Annotated in this window: 15 protein-coding genes; 4 read left to right on the forward strand and 11 right to left on the reverse strand. The window is 45.1% G+C overall.

Annotated elements, in window-relative coordinates; genetic code table 11:
• Positions 1-3: 3 nt before the first annotated feature.
• Positions 4-909 (reverse strand): transcriptional regulator GcvA, encoded by a 906-nt coding sequence (locus H7708_RS00925; RefSeq protein ID WP_223668583.1) that lies wholly within the window; start codon positions 907-909, stop codon positions 4-6.
• 449 nt (positions 910-1,358) lie between these two features.
• On the opposite strand from H7708_RS00925, the gene ctlX reads away from it, so the two are divergent.
• Complete coding sequence (ctlX, locus tag H7708_RS00930; RefSeq protein ID WP_223668584.1) at positions 1,359-2,285, forward strand: citrulline utilization hydrolase CtlX; 927 nt, start codon at positions 1,359-1,361, stop codon at positions 2,283-2,285.
• 86 nt (positions 2,286-2,371) lie between these two features.
• Here the strand turns inward: ctlX and H7708_RS00935 are convergent, their stop codons facing one another.
• Together H7708_RS00935 and H7708_RS00940 are read right to left on the reverse strand one after the other, a co-directional pair.
• Complete coding sequence (locus H7708_RS00935) at positions 2,372-3,628, reverse strand: DUF819 family protein (RefSeq protein ID WP_223668585.1); 1,257 nt, start codon at positions 3,626-3,628, stop codon at positions 2,372-2,374.
• A 43-nt stretch (positions 3,629-3,671) separates the two neighbouring features.
• A complete protein-coding gene (locus H7708_RS00940) occupies positions 3,672-4,139 on the reverse strand; it encodes an Mpo1 family 2-hydroxy fatty acid dioxygenase (RefSeq protein ID WP_223668586.1) in 468 nt (155 codons plus the stop codon).
• A gap of 125 nt (positions 4,140-4,264) precedes the next feature.
• Here H7708_RS00940 and H7708_RS00945 point away from each other — a divergent pair, with 125 nt between their 5' ends.
• Positions 4,265-4,681 (forward strand): hypothetical protein, encoded by a 417-nt coding sequence (locus H7708_RS00945; protein WP_223668587.1) that lies wholly within the window; start codon positions 4,265-4,267, stop codon positions 4,679-4,681.
• Here H7708_RS00945 and H7708_RS00950 read toward each other — a convergent pair.
• The 8 genes from H7708_RS00950 to H7708_RS00985 all read right to left on the reverse strand — a co-directional run bounded on the left by H7708_RS00950 (position 4,678) and on the right by H7708_RS00985 (position 14,433).
• Positions 4,678-5,547, reverse strand: coding sequence for a 1-aminocyclopropane-1-carboxylate deaminase/D-cysteine desulfhydrase (locus H7708_RS00950; RefSeq protein WP_223668588.1), 870 nt, complete (start codon positions 5,545-5,547; stop codon positions 4,678-4,680). The two genes, H7708_RS00945 and H7708_RS00950, sit on opposite strands and share 4 nt — an antisense overlap.
• 139 nt (positions 5,548-5,686) lie before the next feature.
• Positions 5,687-6,649: a PstS family phosphate ABC transporter substrate-binding protein gene (locus tag H7708_RS00955; protein ID WP_223668589.1), complete on the reverse strand. Its 963-nt coding sequence runs from the start codon at positions 6,647-6,649 to the stop codon at positions 5,687-5,689.
• A 299-nt stretch (positions 6,650-6,948) separates the two neighbouring features.
• Complete coding sequence (phoR, locus tag H7708_RS00960; protein WP_223668590.1) at positions 6,949-8,241, reverse strand: phosphate regulon sensor histidine kinase PhoR; 1,293 nt, start codon at positions 8,239-8,241, stop codon at positions 6,949-6,951.
• 11 nt (positions 8,242-8,252) lie between these two features.
• Positions 8,253-8,945: a phosphate regulon transcriptional regulator PhoB gene (gene phoB, locus H7708_RS00965; RefSeq protein ID WP_223668591.1), complete on the reverse strand. Its 693-nt coding sequence runs from the start codon at positions 8,943-8,945 to the stop codon at positions 8,253-8,255.
• 36 nt (positions 8,946-8,981) lie between these two features.
• Complete coding sequence (gene phoU / locus H7708_RS00970) at positions 8,982-9,716, reverse strand: phosphate signaling complex protein PhoU (RefSeq protein WP_223668592.1); 735 nt, start codon at positions 9,714-9,716, stop codon at positions 8,982-8,984.
• A 27-nt stretch (positions 9,717-9,743) separates the two neighbouring features.
• Entirely contained in the window at positions 9,744-10,547 is an 804-nt protein-coding gene (gene pstB, locus H7708_RS00975) for a phosphate ABC transporter ATP-binding protein PstB (RefSeq protein WP_223668593.1), read from the reverse strand.
• A 23-nt stretch (positions 10,548-10,570) separates the two neighbouring features.
• Positions 10,571-12,178: a phosphate ABC transporter permease PstA gene (gene pstA / locus H7708_RS00980; protein WP_223668594.1), complete on the reverse strand. Its 1,608-nt coding sequence runs from the start codon at positions 12,176-12,178 to the stop codon at positions 10,571-10,573.
• Positions 12,179-12,189: 11 nt separating this feature from the next.
• The gene (locus tag H7708_RS00985; RefSeq protein ID WP_223668595.1) at positions 12,190-14,433 is read right to left on the reverse strand and encodes an ABC transporter permease subunit; all 2,244 of its coding nucleotides are present in this window, start codon (positions 14,431-14,433) and stop codon (positions 12,190-12,192) included.
• Between the two features lie 247 nt (positions 14,434-14,680).
• Between H7708_RS00985 and H7708_RS00990 the strand changes: the two genes are divergently transcribed.
• A complete protein-coding gene (locus H7708_RS00990) occupies positions 14,681-15,829 on the forward strand; it encodes an OprO/OprP family phosphate-selective porin (protein WP_223668596.1) in 1,149 nt (382 codons plus the stop codon).
• A 159-nt stretch (positions 15,830-15,988) separates the two neighbouring features.
• Positions 15,989-17,080, forward strand: coding sequence for a mechanosensitive ion channel domain-containing protein (locus H7708_RS00995; protein ID WP_223668597.1), 1,092 nt, complete (start codon positions 15,989-15,991; stop codon positions 17,078-17,080).
• The last annotated feature ends 17 nt before the right edge of the window (positions 17,081-17,097 follow it).

Consider the following 17,097-nt stretch of genomic DNA (forward strand, 5'->3'; position numbering starts at 1 on the left):
AAATTAATACAAAATTTCATCGTCCACGTCTTCATTAACCTTCGACAACAACCACTCTCTAAAAGCAACGATCTTAGGCCTGTCATGCGAGTTTTCCGGGCACACCAGATCGTACGAATGACCACTATCCACCACAATATCGAACGGTGCGACCAATCGAGCCGAGTCCAGGTCCATCTGTGATAGTACGCTATGGCCCATGGCAACACCCTGACCATGACGAGCAGCCTGTAACACCATGCCAGAGTGACTGAATACTGGCCCCTGATCCGGGTTCACCCCTTTCACATCAGCATGCTTAATCCAGGTACGCCACTCTTCGGTGGTCGCATCGTGTAACAGAGTATGGTTAGCCAAATCTTGAGGAGTATTCAAGGTTCCCGATTGTGCCAGACCTGGAGAGCAAACAGGCGTTAAGTGCTCTTGAAATAACTGATCACAGTGCAGGCCATCATACTCACCCTTACCGTAGTAAACCGCAATATCCACATCTTCACGCACAAAATCGACTTCTGTATCAGACGCCTTAATTCGAACATCAATCTCAGGATAGAGCTGGCTAAATTCGGCAAGTCGAGGTACCAGCCATAAAGTCGCAAACGTCGGGATCACACTCACCGTTAACGAACCGGTAGCACCCTGTGCCTTAACCTGCTCTGTCGCATTAACCAGTTTCTCAAAAATATCACGGATCTTAGGCCAATAGAGCTGCCCTTCGTCCGTCAATAGTAACTTCCTGTTCCTTCGGATAAATAATTCAACACCAAGATAGTCTTCTAACGCTTTGATTTGGTGGCTAATTGCAGCCTGAGTGACGAACAATTCTTCTGCCGCTTTTGTAAAACTCAAATGGCGGGCAGCAGCCTCAAAAGCTCTTAAGCTATTCAATGGGGGCAACCGTCTGGGCATTACCGCTCCTTACATTAATTTTTTTAATCTGAACCATGAAAAAATATCGTTTGAATCTGGTCATACAACTGTATATTATTTGACCTGCCTTGAGGGGCAACGCCAAACTAGCTCGCAAGCTAGACTTGGCCTAGACAAATATTTGCCAGATGCCTCTATTTTGTCAAAACCCCTTATCAAAAGGCAAACACTTTGTTAATTTTTTTAATGATTAAAGAAATTAACTGAGTTGTTTTAAGCGGATAAGCATTGCTTATTCCGACCAGAAGAATTCTTCTGGTAAGTTGGTAATTTAAGTTTCATAGACTGACTCCTTTGATTAGCGAGCGGGCATGTTTTATATACCTACCCCCATTTGGTCCTTATGACCCGCAGATTGCTAATATACGGCTTGCACATTGCAAGCCTTTTTTTTATCTTACGAAAATGTACTTTTAATTCTCTTACCTATGTCGCATACCACTCATTCAATCATCATGGTTCCCCCTGCTGACTTTCATTTTAATGAAGAAACCGCTCAGGATAATGAATTTCAACACAAAACTGACGAGCCCCACTACCTGATCAAAGAAAGCGCCATAGAAGAATTTAACCTAATGGTGAACCAGTTACGCGATCACCACCTGGAAGTCCTGCTACTGAATAAAAAGCATGGAGATCCCGAAATGCCCGATGGGGTATTTCCCAATAACTGGTTCTGTACCCGACCAGACGGCAGTATCGATATATTTCCCATGAAAACGGAAAACCGTCGCCAAGAAGTTCGAATAGAAGCTCTAAACCACCTCTTGCAACACAACGGTTACAAAGTATCGCAAGCTAACGACTTTCGTTATGGTCACGAACGTCTGTTAGAAGGTACCGGAGCCATGGTTTTTGATCATCGAAATAAAAAAGCCTACGCCTCCCTTTCAGACCGTTGCAACCAGCAAGTGTTCCACCAATATTGCCAGGAAAGAGGCTACCAGCCAATTGCTTTCCATAGTGTCAGTAGTAAAGGAACGCCGTTTTACCATACCAATATCATGATGAGTATCGGCGAGCAGTTTGCTGCTGTCTGCCTCGACTCAATAAAAGATCAAGGCGAACGAGAAACCGTCATCAACAGCTTACGTCAGGATAATAAAACCATCATCGATCTGGAGCATGAACAGGTAGAACACTCTTTCTGCGCCAATATATTACAGTTACGTAATCAAAGAAATGAACCACTCATCGTTTTATCCCAAGCCGCCTTTAATGGGTTTGATAAAAAACAAAGACAACAGCTGGAAGCTCAGGGACGGCCCATTCCTTGCGATATAAAAACTATCGAATCAGTCGGTGGCGGTAGTGCTCGCTGCATGATCGCCGAAAACTTTTTACCCAGACAATAAATAGCCCTTTTACCCAGATACCAGCTTTATATCAGGCACAAAAAAAAGCGGCTCAGAGGCCGCTTTTTAGGTTAGGTGGCAGGTGATTAGCCGCCCACAATCATACGCATCATTTCAGCGGTCAGGTAAGCACCGAAGGTACCTACGGCATAACCTAGAATTGCCAGCAACACGCCAACAGGTGCTAAGGATGGGTGGAACGCTGCGGCAACCACAGGAGCTGAAGCAGCGCCACCAACGTTGGCTTTACTGCCCACAGCGATAAAGAATGCCGGAGCTTTGATCGCTTTCGCCACAATGAACAGCAGTAAAATATGGATCATCATCCAGACAGCACCAACAAGGAACAATTGCCACTCTTCAAAGATCTTGAACAGATCCATCTTCATACCAATGCTGGCCACCAGCACATAAATAAAGACGGAACCTATTTTGGATGCACCGGCATGCTCGTATTCACGGGTTCGGGTAAAGGAAAGTCCAATACCAGCGAAGGTTGCAGTTAAGATTAACCATAGGAAGTTGCTATCCAGACTGTATTCTTTGGCCCATTCAAACTGGCCAAAGAAAGGACTTAACCAACCACCAATGGCATGTCCCAATGCAACCACACCGAAAGCAACACCAAGAATAATCATATAATCATTCAAGTAAGAAACACGTTCATTTTCACGGGTATATTTCTCTACCGTGTGCTTCAGCTCTTCAATACTGGAATTATCAGCACCTAACCTTTTATCCAACGAATCAGATTTTTTGGCCATAATCAGCAGACCAATCATCCAAATCTCAGCAACCAACACGTCTACAACAGCCATAGTACCAAACAAGGTATCATTCACTTCATACAATGCTTGCATGGAAGCCTGATTCGCGCCACCGCCAATCCAGCTGCCGGCTACGGTGGACATACCTTTCCAGATATCACCAGCCACCCATTCAGGTGAGATCACGTGAAATAGCCAGATGGCAAGTGGACCACCAATAACGATACCAATAGTAGCTGTAAAAAACATGGCCAAAGCTCGCCAGCCCAAACCAAAAATCTTTTTCAGATCAATGCTAAGCGTTAACAGAAATAAACTGGCTGGTAATAAATAACGTGAGGCAATGTGATAAATATTTTTAGCAGACTCTAGCTCGAATATGCCCAAAGTATTCAATGCACCCGGCACAAAATAACACAGCAATAATGCTGGAATGTGTTTGTAAAATTTATGCCAGAAGCCATGCTGACGACTGGATGTATAAAATATAAGTCCTAACACCGCCATAATCACGCCAAAGGCAACGGCATCAGACTGAATCAGTGCTACATTCTCTGTAGTATCAGGAGTCTGCATCAGTTATCCCCAATGTTAAAAACTGGATTTAAAGTATGAAATATTATGAGATTACATGGATCTTACGCAAGAAATAATTCATCTCCCACGCTGGCCCCACGAGTAAAAATAATAAATCTTTGAAAAATGAAGGTTTTTTACCTTCTATATGGTGCCCGATAAACTGCCCTATCCAGGCTACGATAAACACCACCAATGCGATTTGCCATAAAGCAAAAGGAGCAACCTGCTCAAGCCAGGCCGTAAAGACCAGCATAACGAGGCTGACCAGCAACATCCCTATAAAAATAGCAAGTCCGAAGCTCAGGTAGAATAGTTGAGCAATGGCTACAAATAACGTTGCCCAGTTCACCCATGGGTAAAACTGTAGCACGTCTGGTACCGGAATTGACCATAGAAAGGCCAATACAGCCCACATAATGGCTGGCACACAAATCCAATGCAGCAACTTGTTCATCGGGTTTCGATGACTCTCGCTATACTCCGCAATCCACTCCTGGCCAGTTTTCATTAAGGTACCTCGCATTAGACCGAAAAATATCATATCACAACTTCTTCGACAATTTACGACCAGGCCTCACTGTGATTTCTCTGACTTTTATGTAAACTAACCCAAAAAAGACAAATAACGGTACTATGGATTATTTAGAAGAAAAGAACTACCTCTGGGATCACTTTAAATTCAATGCCGAACAGCGCCTGAAAGCCTTCCACTTTTTTGTCACCCTGACCATGTTCGTCAATGGAGGAGCTTTTGCCGCTTTCGAGAAAGATGCTCACCCAGTCGTTCTCCTACTGATAGGTGGCCTAATCTGCATTCTCGCCGTGGCCTTTGCTATCCTGGATATGCGAAGTCAGGTACTGTTAAAACTCACGATTCCCGGCCTGATACGTTGCGAAGAGAAGTTTTCAGAAAGCTCTCGGCTATTTGCCCTGGACGAAGCAAACCTGAGCAGATACCTCCGCTATACCTTTATATTCAGAACTCTATTTGTTTTACAGGGCCTGTTCGGGCTGGCTGTTATCAGTTATTCGCTTTACCAGTGGTTTTAAGGCGCCTGGCGTCCTTGCAAACCGCCGGTATGAATAACTAGCACCTTACTGCCGCTGCTGATCTGCCCTTCACTGAGCCAGTCGTGAAGCGCTAAAAATACTTTAGCGTTATACACTTGATCAAGAAGAAACCGATTGCCAGACTCCAGTTCCTGTTGCAGATGTTTCAGACGATCGGTGGTTTTGGCAAAGCCACCGCAATGATGCCGGGTATCCAGTTCCCAATTCGTATTTTGAGGCAAGTAAACCTGAAGTTGTTCAGTCAAGTATTCGGCACCGGAAAAAGCAGCCACCCCGACCACTTTACTTTCGGGAAACGCAGAAACTAAGCCACACAAGGTCGCTCCAGAACCACAGCCAACAAAAATATAGTCATAATGCTGCTGAACCTCGTTGGCAATATCCTTAACTCCCTGAATCGCCAATAGGCTAAAACCGCCTTCGCTGAACCAATAACTATCAGCAAATCTCTGTTGCCAGGCATCCCACCGAGTTTTTTTGCGTAACTCCGCGTACTCCACACGGCTCTTAAAGTGCAGCGTCATTCCCCACCGCTGACAGTCTCGTAGTGTCGGTGTTAACTCCTGCTCGGGATGAGCACGGACAAACGCTTCCGTTTCTATCCCTAACTTTTTTCCAGCATAAGCCAGCGCATGCAGGTGATTTGACCAGCTGCCACCCATTGAGAGTAACCGCGCACAGCCTCTTGCTTGAGCATCGTCCAGCAAGTACTGTAGCTTGCGCCATTTATTGCCGGACACAACAGGGTGCAGCAGATCATCTCGCTTAATATCAACAGTAACGCCAGACTGGGTAGCTAACGGCCAAATAACGGATTGAATAGGGGATGGTTGAAATGTCAGCATAGATCACTTTAGGTTGCGTCACCGTTATTCTAACCGACAAAGCCAGTTAACAACACAGCCAAATAAAAAAGCCGGTTACTCTGACTAAGAGTAACCGGCGAAGTAACACTAAGAGGTAGAAACTGTTAGTAGAAAACGTCTACTTAGCTAGTTTTTTCAATTGCATTTCAGCAACTTTTGCTGGTAGTGGAATGTAACCATCTTTAACAACGACTTCCTGACCCACTTTAGAAAGAACCATCTTCAGGAATTCTAACTCGATTGGAGCAAGAGGCTTGTTAGGGTGCTTGTTCACGTAGACATAAAGCTGACGACCTAGTGGGTAATCACCAGAGATAGCATTCTCAGGAGTAGCTTCAACATAGTTGGTGTCGTTCTTTTTAGTTAGCGGTACGGCTTTAACACCAGACGTTTTGTAACCGATACCTGAGTAACCGATACCATTTTTAGACAAGCTGACTGATTGAACTACAGAAGCAGAACCAGGCTGCTCGTTTACGCTGTTCTTGTAGTCACCTTTACACAGTGCTTTCTTCTTGAAGTAACCGTAAGTACCGGATACTGAGTTACGCCCATAAAGCTGAATATCGCCTAGACCGTCGAGCCCCAAATCACTCCAGTCACCGATATCGCTGTCGCCACCGCACTTGCGAGTTGACGAGAAGATTGAGTCAACTTGTGCAATGGTTAAGCCTTCGACTGGGTTGTCTTTGTGTACATAAACGGCTAATGCGTCAATGGCCACAGCGATTGGAGTAGGTTTGTAACCGTGTTTTTTCTCGAAAGCTTCCAACTCTTTATCCTTCATCATGCGGCTCATAGGACCGAAGTTTGAAGTACCTTCCGTTAATGCTGGTGGCGCCGTAGAAGAACCAGCAGCCTGAATCTGAATGTTAACGTTAGGGTATTGACGCTTGAACTCTTCAGCCCAAAGTGTCATTAAGTTAGCTAGCGTGTCAGAGCCAACGCTAGAAAGGTTACCAGAGATACCGCTTGTTTTTTTATAAGTAGGTAGTTTTTCGTCAACTTTTGCTTTAGCCAATGCGCCTACTGACAAAGTTGAAACGGCTGCCGCTAGAGCGACTTTTTTGAATAAGTTCATTATAACTCTCCAAATGAGTATGTATGATTAACAGACGCTGTCATTATGGGTAGGCAATGTTAAGGCCGTGTGACTGCTATATGACGCTTTTATGACAAGTCAGGCTTGCGTTTTAGAGCTAAGAATGCAGAATGCCACAGAGACACATAAATGATTAAAAATCAGTCACTTACATAGATTCTACCATTTATACAGCCTGACATGACTAAAAACGATTTCTTGAAGAGGCTTATGGATATTCACTGGCCACCATACTCCAGGAAACTTAACATAACTGAGTTTATGACACTGGTATCCTATTACGATTTAGGAAAGTAACAGCTGAACTCACTCCCCTTACCGACGGTGCTTTGTATGTCCAGAAAACCACCGTGTATTTCGAGTACATGCTTCACAATAGCCAGCCCAAGGCCGGTCCCCCCCTGTGATCGATTACGCCCAGTATCCACTCGGTAAAAACGCTCTGTCAGTCGAGGAATATGTTCCTCTTCAATCCCAGGACCATTATCGCTGACGGTCATCACATAGTGTTCGTCCGTCTCTTTCCAGTAGATATCGATCTTGCCGCCCTTTTGCGTATATCGAACGGCATTAAATACCAGGTTTGAGAAAGCACTGCGTAACTGTTTTTCCGAACCGGATAATGTCCCATTAGAGTAGGAGTGGAATAATATGGTTTGACTCTTTTCACCACTCAACACCCTCGCCTCGGCACAAATACTGTCGAGCATGATATTAATATCGATATCTTTTTTCATGCCGTTTTGCGTTGTATCCTTGGCATCCAGACGAGATAGCAATAATAAATCATCAACCAGGTGTCCCATATTCAGCGCCTGCTGACGCATCATCTGTAAGGGCTTTTCGACCTTTGCCAGCTCTGGATACATATCCGGATCGAGCATCTCCAGATAACCATGGATAACCGTCAGCGGCGTCCTCAACTCATGAGAAACGTTGGCTACAAAGTCTTGTCGTACGCGCTCTAAGTGATGTTTTTCAGTGACATCACGGATCATAACCAAGCGTTGATCATCGTTATAAGGGGTAATATGAATATTGAGTATGACCTTTTCATCAGCAGGCGAATGAATCGTTAATGGCTTTTCATAATCGCGTGCCTGCTCGTACTCAATAAAACTTGGATGACGCAGCAGATTAAATAAACGCTGGCCGATATCGGTACTGGCCTTTATACCAAGGAGCTTTTCCGATGCCTTATTAAACCAACGGATTTCACCCTGATTACTGATAATTAAGGCACCTTCCTTTAAGGCAGAGGTCGATGCTCTAAACTCAGAAATAATCCCTTTCAGCTTTTTTAGCTCTTTGCGATTCTTACGCTGCAGAACATAAAGATGGTTAAAAATCTCCCCCCAGATCCCGGGAGCCGACGGCGGATACAGAGATTTGGATTTGACCAGCCACTTATACAGCCTGGATAATTGAATCAGGTTCCATACCAGATATGAAAAAATAATAACCGCTATGCAGGCAGCCGCTCTATCGAATAACGAACCAATTAGTCCGATAACGACGAGAATAAAAGCTAACGTCCAGAACTCTGCCTGCCAATAACGATTAGTCCACATGGCCTTATGCCTTATTTGCTCGAAAAACGATAACCCGACCCACGCACTGTCTGTACATAATTTTCGACATTATATTCCGCCAGAGCTTTACGCAGTCGACGAATATGGACATCAACGGTTCGCTCCTCAACCACAACTTGCTGTCCCCAGACCGAGTCCAGCAGTTGGCCACGCGAGTACACCCGCTCTGGGTTGCTCATAAAGAAATGTAAGATTTTATATTCCGTTGGGCCTAAGTGAACTTCAGTGCCATTGATAAGCACTCGATGGCTAGCAGTGTCAACCTGAATGACACCATGAGTCAACTGCTCACTCGCTTGCGCCGCCAGTCCACTGCGACGTAATACAGCCTGTACACGAGCCAGCAACTCACGTGGTGAAAATGGCTTAACCACATAGTCATCGGCTCCAACTTCAAGCCCCTGAACCCGATCATCTTCCTCGCCTCGCGCCGTTAACATAATGACCGGGATCGACTGCATATCCGGATCTTTTTTGAGCTTTTTCGTTAACTCGATTCCTGAAGCTCCAGGCAACATCCAGTCCACTAAAAACAGATCCGGCTTATAACCATCTTTTATCAGGCCAAACACTCGCTCGGCCGTCGCCGCCTGCTCCACTTCATACCCGGCTTGCGTCATACAGAAAGCAAGCATTTCTCGGATATCACGTTCATCTTCTAGGATGAGAATATTGGCACTCATTGACTTTGTCGACTCCTTTTTACCCGAATAATAGCCTTAGTTACGCGTCTTTACCAGCCGGTGAATTTCATCCCACGATAAATGACGAACGTCCTGGCCTCGAACTAAATAGACGATGTACTCACAGATATTGTGAGCATGATCACCGATACGCTCTAATGCGCGCGCTGCCCATAAGAAATCCAAAACCTGAGAAATACTGCGCGGCTCTTCCATCATATAAGTCATCAACTGACGAGAAATTGCATCATACTCTTCGTCAGCTTTTTTATCCTGCTTCGCTACTTTAACCGCAGACTCAGTATCCATGCGAGCAAACGAATCTAAAGCATCGTGCAGCATATTTTTCACTAAGCCACCCAAATGCTGCAGGGCGCCATAGTGTAGCTTTCCATTCAGTGGAGAGCTCTCTTTTGCTTCAGCAATTTCAACTGCCATGCGCGCAATTTTTTCAGCTTCGTCACCCACTCGCTCCAGATCGGTAATAGTTTTCAACACAGTCGAGACTAATCGTAGATCGCTCGCCGCAGGTTGACGCTTAGCTAAGATTTTAACGCAAGCTTCGTCGATATTGATTTCAAAGTCATTAACGCGATCATCGTTATCGATCACTTCCTGAGCCAGCTCAGTATCATGCTGATTAAGCGCTTCTAATGCTTTGGTCAGTTGCTCTTCAACCAGACCGCCCATCGCTAAAACTTCTTCACGAACATTTTCCAGGTCTTCATTAAACTGCTTGGAAATATGTTGGCTTAAATTATCAGTATCCATTTCATATACCTCATTTAATAACGTTCATTATCCGTAACGACCAGTAATATAGTCTTCGGTCTTTTTCTGCGATGGGTTGGTAAAGATCTTATCCGTCTGATCAAACTCTACCATATCACCCATATACATAAACGCAGTGTAATCGGATACGCGAGCCGCCTGTTGCATGTTATGCGTCACGATAACAATCGTGTAGTCATTTTTTAATTCGTGTATCAGTTCTTCAATTTTCAACGTTGAAATTGGATCCAGTGCCGATGCCGGTTCATCCAATAATAGCACTTCAGGTTGAACAGCGATCGCTCGAGCGATACATAGACGTTGTTGCTGGCCACCGGACATACCCAGCGCGTTTTCATGTAAACGATCTTTGACTTCGTCCCACAAAGCAGCACCTTTCAACGCCCACTCAACCACTTCATCCAAGACACGTCTCTTATTAATGCCTTGCAGACGCAGGCCGTAAGCAATGTTTTCATAAATCGATTTAGGGAATGGGTTTGGTTTCTGGAACACCATTCCCACATTACGTCGAAGCTCTGCAACATCGACACCCGGTTTATTAATGTTATCACCATGAATATTAATGTCGCCCTGCACGCGTGCGATATCAACTAGATCATTCATGCGATTAAAACAGCGCAATAATGTCGACTTACCACAACCTGATGGACCAATGAAAGCAGTCACTTTCTTCTCAGGAATCTGCATGTCGATATCATAAAGTGCTTGGTTGTCGCCGTAGAACAAATTCAACTTGTCAACTTCAATAGCAATTTTCTCGTCTGCTAAATGTTGTTCAATGGTCTTTTCTTCCAATACTTGTGTCATGTCACTTACCTCTATGGAATTCTTTACTGCTCAAGCGCTTTATATTTTTCGCGCAGACTATTGCGGATTTTAATCGCCGCAATATTCAATAAAATAATGATTAAAACGAGTAGCAATGCTGTGGCATAAACTAATGGCCGTGCCGCCTCAACGTTTGGACTCTGGAAACCTACGTCATAGATATGGAAGCCCAGGTGCATAAACTTACGCTCCAGGTGTAAGAAAGGCGCATTACCATCCAACGGTAATGTCGGAGCCAGCTTAACCACCCCCACTAGCATCAAAGGCGCGACTTCACCAGCCGCACGCGCTACCGCCAGAATTAAACCGGTCATCATCGCCGGACTGGCCATTGGTAATACCGTTTTACGCAGCGTTTCAAACTTGGTCGCTCCCAGAGCCAGACTACCTTCACGGATCGATTTCGGAATTCGCGCCAGGCCCTCCTCGGTCGAAACAATCACTACCGGTAAGGTTAATAGCGCCAACGTTAATGATGCCCATATTAACCCAGGCGTACCGAACATTGGCGAAGGGCTGACTTCCGGATAGAACAACTCATCGATGGAACCACCCAGAAAGTAGACAAAGAAGCCTAAGCCAAATACCCCGTATACAATGGATGGCACACCCGCCAGATTGTTCACCGCGATACGAATGGTGCGTGTCATTGGACCTTGCTTGGCGTATTCGCGCATATATACGGCAGCAATCACTCCGAGCGGCGTCACAATAATCGACATTAGAAGAACCATCATGACCGTACCGAAAATGGCTGGAAAGACACCACCTTCGGTATTCGCTTCGCGCGGCTCATCAAAAATAAACTCACCAACTTTAGAGAAATAATGGCCCAGCTTAGCCATCACTCCCATCTGGTTCGGTTGAAAAGCACGCACAATATTACCTGCGGTCAAAGTTATCGTCTGCCCACCAACCAGAGTAAACTCAGCACTGTCCCGTTTAATATCAGCATACAGTTTGTTTAACTCTTCCTGATAGCTTAGAAACTGCTGTTGAAGTTCGGCCTCACGGTTTTCAATTTCAGCTTTTGCGTCTGCAGTGAACTCACCTTCCAGCTCCAGGCGGCGCTGCTCAAGGCGCAACTGTTCGATCTCGTAGTTAATACTTCCAATATCGTCTTTTTCGATACTTCTGATTTCTTCATGTAAATCGTTCGCTCGTTCGACAATACCTTCCAGCGCAGCAACATCATTTTTAATTACAGAGCCATCTTTAGTCACACTGGTCAGGAAACCATAGAGATTACCCCATTCACGACGCTCAACCACGACAACATCTTTATCGACAGATGTTTGCTCGATATTTTTTACGTTAATCCATTTAAAATCCAAGCCGTACACATCACGGTTACCCATCTTCAGTAGATACTGCTTACGATCCAGGCCATCCTGCACATCATGCTCGACATTATGGACTTCCCCCATCAGGGTCTGAGTGTTGCTACCCTCAACCACTTCAAAGGTCTTAACTTCCGCTGGCCAGAAGTGACCTAAACCGCGCACAGCGATCAGAAGTAATAACCCCACCACCATGATGATGGAGATACTAATCGCGCCGGCGTTTAACCAAACCCAGTGTTGTCCACTGTTAAAGAATTTCTTACTCATCGTTTATCCTCCTACAGTGAACCGTATTTATTACGTAAACGTTGACGAACTATCTCTGCAATGGTGTTAAATGCAAAGGTAAATAAGAACAGAACAAAAGCCGCCAGGAACAGGACACGGTAATGTGAACTTCCAACTTCTGACTCCGGCATTTCAACTGCGATATTGGCGGACAGAGTACGCATCCCTTCGAAAATATTCATGTCCATTACCGGTGTATTGCCCGTCGCCATCAATACGATCATGGTTTCACCAACCGCACGTCCAAGGCCAATCATTAATGCTGAGAAAATACCCGGACTCGCCGTTGGCAATACTACGCGCGTTAAGGTTTGCCATTGACTGGCGCCCAAAGCTAATGAGCCATTGGTTAAATGCTTTGGCACACTGAAGATGGCATCTTCTGTAATCGAGAAAATGGTAGGAATCACTGCAAAGCCCATAGCCAAACCAACAACCAGAGAATTACGCTGATCATAATTAAAGCCATTCGCATCCAACCATGCCGGCATGTTTCCATCAAACAGCCAGGCTTCTACCGGTTCACCCAACCAGAAAGCGAACACCGTACCTAAAATGATCACAGGCAATAACAATGCAGCCTGCCAACCGTCCGGAACCTTGTGCCGTATACTCCCAGGAGCTTTATTCCAGAGCAGGCCGAATATCACGGTAAACAGCGGCAGTAAAATAAGGGTTAAAAGGAAGCCGACCAAGGTTTCTTCAATCACCGGCGCTAACCACAAGCCAGCGAGGAAACCCAGAATTACCGTTGGTAATGCCTCCATAATTTCTACCGTCGGCTTAACCATCGAGCGCATTTTTGGCGCCATAAAATAAGCCGTAAAAATCGCACCAAAAATAGCTAATGGCACAGCGAATAACATGGCATAGAAGGCGGCTTTTAAAGTACCAAAACTGAGCGGTACTAACGAGAATTTTGACTCATAATCATTGGTCGAAGCCGATGACTGCCAAGTGAACGTGGGCTCTTGATAGCCCTCATAAAATACCTGGTTCCACAGGGCTGACCAGGAAATTTCAGGGTGTTCGTTTTCTACGAAAAAAGTCGTTGCCTGAGAGTCGTCGCCAATAACCAATAGTTTATTGCTACGCGAGTTAATCGATAAAGCCTGCACCGCCTGGCCAAAGTCAAACTCTTTCAACAAGCGTTCAGACGTAGTATAAAAGATACCAACTTTGCCTTGCGTATCTGTGGCAATAAATCCTTTACGGCGAGCTTCCGGCACAATTTGTGTAATCGGCTTCTGGCCTAACTGAAAATCACGGATTTTGGTAAGCGATGACACATTATTGTCATTCTTGACCTGAAACCACTGACTAATGGTTCCGTTTGAGTCACCAATCATCAACGACACATTACCCAATAAGAAACTTGCCTGAGACACGCCCACACCACTGTCGGTGAGCTGCTTAGTCTCACGTAACTCCCAGTCGCCACCTTCGTAACGATAAGAGCTTAATTCTCCGTGCTCGCCGATGGCATAGAGCCAATCCGGCCCCTGCGTCGCTAGCACAAATTTAGGGGTAAAACCCAGTTGAATCACAGAAGACGTATTTTCTTCCAGCTCAAGCCCTTCGCCCAGAAAAGATTGCTCGACGTAAAACAGCTTGGTTACCAGCTGGTTACCAGCCGTGGCTCCAACCAACAGCATGCCATCGTCCCACAACTTTCCGTTAAGCACCGTTACGTCTTCTTCACTGAAGTCGATGCTGTCTTCGCCAAATGGGTACTGGATACTAGGTGTCAATTGGCGCTTATTATCAGGATAGCTGATGGCGTAATCCTGCTGTAACAACCGAACTTTACCGTTATCCAACGCCACAGCCATCATGCCTTTTAAATCGAGCTGAGCAAAAGCTGTCACATTAGCTTCTGAAGCCAGTTCAAAGGTGGCTAGTTCTTTATTGTTTTCAATATCGGTAAACCGCATATTGCCCGACGGCTCCAATCCAAAAGCAATCTCCCCGTACTCTTCGACTTCAAGATGTAATAATTGCTCTTGCGACCAGACATAATCTTTCTCCAACTCTACGGCAGCCGGTTTAAAGATTGGCAAAACCACCCATAATAGGTAGAAACAAATAAGCACTACCGCAACAATCACGGACATACCACCTATGGCAATACCGTATCTTGCTAGGATGTCACTGACTTTACGTCTCTTATGTTTACCACTTTGCGTCTGCTGGTCTAGCAGCTTCCGCGTGGTGTCTTTTATTGAGGTACTCATGGCAAACCAATTCTAGAATCATGCGAAGATTATAAGAAAGGAATGTGACACTAATGTTAAACTCATGAAATATTCATGCAGTTTTATGACAGCCCTGCTATAAACGCGTATTGATTGAAAAGTAAGGATATAGTTTCTGTAATAAGCCCTGTTTCACAAAGCCTTAGCGTTTCTGTCATGTAAATGTCATATAATGGCCGTAAAATCCTCATCGTCTTTTAACGAATCCTCTTTTTTGGAGATGACAATGAAATTAAAATTATTAGCAGTAGCTGTAGCAGCTGCAATCTCGACTCCGGCTTTCGCAGAAAGTGAAGTAAAAGCCAAAGCTGGTGGTGGTGCAAAGTTCAAAACGGACGACGTTAGCATTAAAGTTGGTGGCCGTTTAATGTATGACATCGACTGGTTCGATGATGAAGCATTCAATGGTAGCACTGACTCAGGCTCTGACTCGGAGTTACGTCGTGCTCGTATCTACGTCAGCGGTGAGTTCGGTGACTGGGAAGCAAAAGTACAGGGCGATTTTAAAGATGACGGCGGCACAAAGCTGAGCGATGCTTATATCCAGTATAATGGTTGGGATGGTGTTGACCTGACTTTGGGTAAGCACAAAGAACCTTTCGGTCTGGAAGAAAATACTTCTTCTAAAGACATCACTGCTATTGAGCGTACCATGATCACTAACGCTCTTGCTCCGGGCAAAAACTATGGTGTATCTTTAGGTTCAGCTAGCGATAAATTCACTTGGAAAGTAGGCCTTTATGATCACGGTGAAGAAGGTGATAACATCGCTACAGGCGTAACAGGTCGTGTTACATTTGCCCCAGTTTTAACTAAAAACCAAGTGTTCCACTTAGGTTTCGGTTACCGTCAAAGCCAGCTTGAAGACAACGAGTACGGTGATGCTGACCAGCGCTTAGAAATCCACACGGCAAATGAAAAAGTAGGTTCTGGCTCAATCATGGGTGAGAAAATCAACGCTTATAACCTGGAAGCTGCATACGCGGTAGGTCCTTTCCACGTACAGGGTGAGTACTTCGACGCAGAGGTAGACGGTGGTAGCTGGACTACAGATACAGATATCGAAGGTTACTATGCGCAATTCGGTTATGTCCTAACAGGCGAATCTCGCCCATACAGCAAAGGTAAATTCAAGCGTGTATCGCCAAAAGGCAGTAAAGGCGCTTGGGAAATCTTTGGTCGCTTGAGCCACTACGAGCCAGGTTCAGACGAAGCTGACGCTTACACACTTGGCCTGAACTACTACGCAAGCAAAGCGGTTCGTGTTGGTATTAACTACGTTAACGGTGATTTAACCGAGTTTGATAGCGACATTAATAACTTCGTCGGCAAAGACGGTAACGCTATCGCGGTACGCTTTCAATACGTATTCTAAGCAATCCTTCTTGTTAGAATATTTGAAGAAAACTACTTGTAGATTTCGGGGCGCTTCAGGCGCCCTTTTTTATTTCTCTGATTTAGCTCCATAGCCGTTAGCTTGCAACTTCCCTGTAAATAACTATCATGAAATTAACTCATTATAGAAGGAAGTATCATGTTGGATTCTCTCAACATCGAGTGGGGCGACTTATTCTGGCCTTCCGCGGTCCTTGTCATTGGCTTTGCCTTGTATCAGATTCTGCAGAAGTTTTTTTCTCTGAGTAAGAATAAGAACACCAATGTCGTCTTGCAAAGACAACTCACTAACATCGTTTTTATCCTGCTGCTCATTATTATCTTTGTTATTGCCCTGCCGATAAAAGACAGCCTCAAAAATCAGATCATAGGCCTGATTGGTATCGTGCTTTCTGCCTCGATAGCTCTCAGCTCTGCCACCTTTCTGGGTAACATTATGGCGGGGATCTGGCTGCGCTCGGTGAGAAACTTCCGCATGGGCGATTTTATCGAAGTTAAGGATATGTTTGGCCGCGTGTCAGGGCGTGGGCTGTTACATACCGAATTACAGGATATCGATCGAGATTTGATCACTCTGCCGAATTTGTTTCTAGCGACCAACCCCGTCACCGTCATGCACAGCGATGGCACCATTATTTCGACTCAGCTCTCCTTGGGGTATGATGTCGACCACACGGTAGTCGAGCCAATTCTATTGAAAGCTGCCGAAGAAGCCGAACTGGAAAAACCTTTCGTTTATATTGAAAGCTTGGGTGATTACTCCATTAGCTATAAAGTTCATGGTTTAGCCAAAGATATCAGCACCACCCTGTCCGCCCGCTCCAAGCTCAACAAGTGCGTACTGGACGCACTGCACCAGGGCAATATTGAGATTGTCTCGCCGACCTTTATGAACCAGCGCCAAGTCAATGAACAAACCTTTATACCCAAAGAGCGCCGCCCATCACCATCATCTAGACAACACCCCGAGGATACTCGACCTGAAGACGTCATTTTCGATAAAGCCGATAAGGCCAGTAAACTGGATGAAATGAAACAGCAGCATGAAAAACTACAGGAACGCCTCGAGCAAACGAAGGAAGCTATTAAAAATGCTGAGAATGATGACGAGAAAGCGAAACTTAAAGCTCGCTTTGAAAACCTGGAAACCCGCGAGAAACAGATGAAAGCCTTTTTGGACGAAAAATCCAAAGATTTAAGCCGCGAGGGCAAAGAAAGCTCTTCAGACTGACACAAAAAAGCGGCCAA

The organism is Kangiella shandongensis, assembly GCF_020005365.1.
Lineage (GTDB): Bacteria > Pseudomonadota > Gammaproteobacteria > Enterobacterales > Kangiellaceae > Kangiella > Kangiella shandongensis.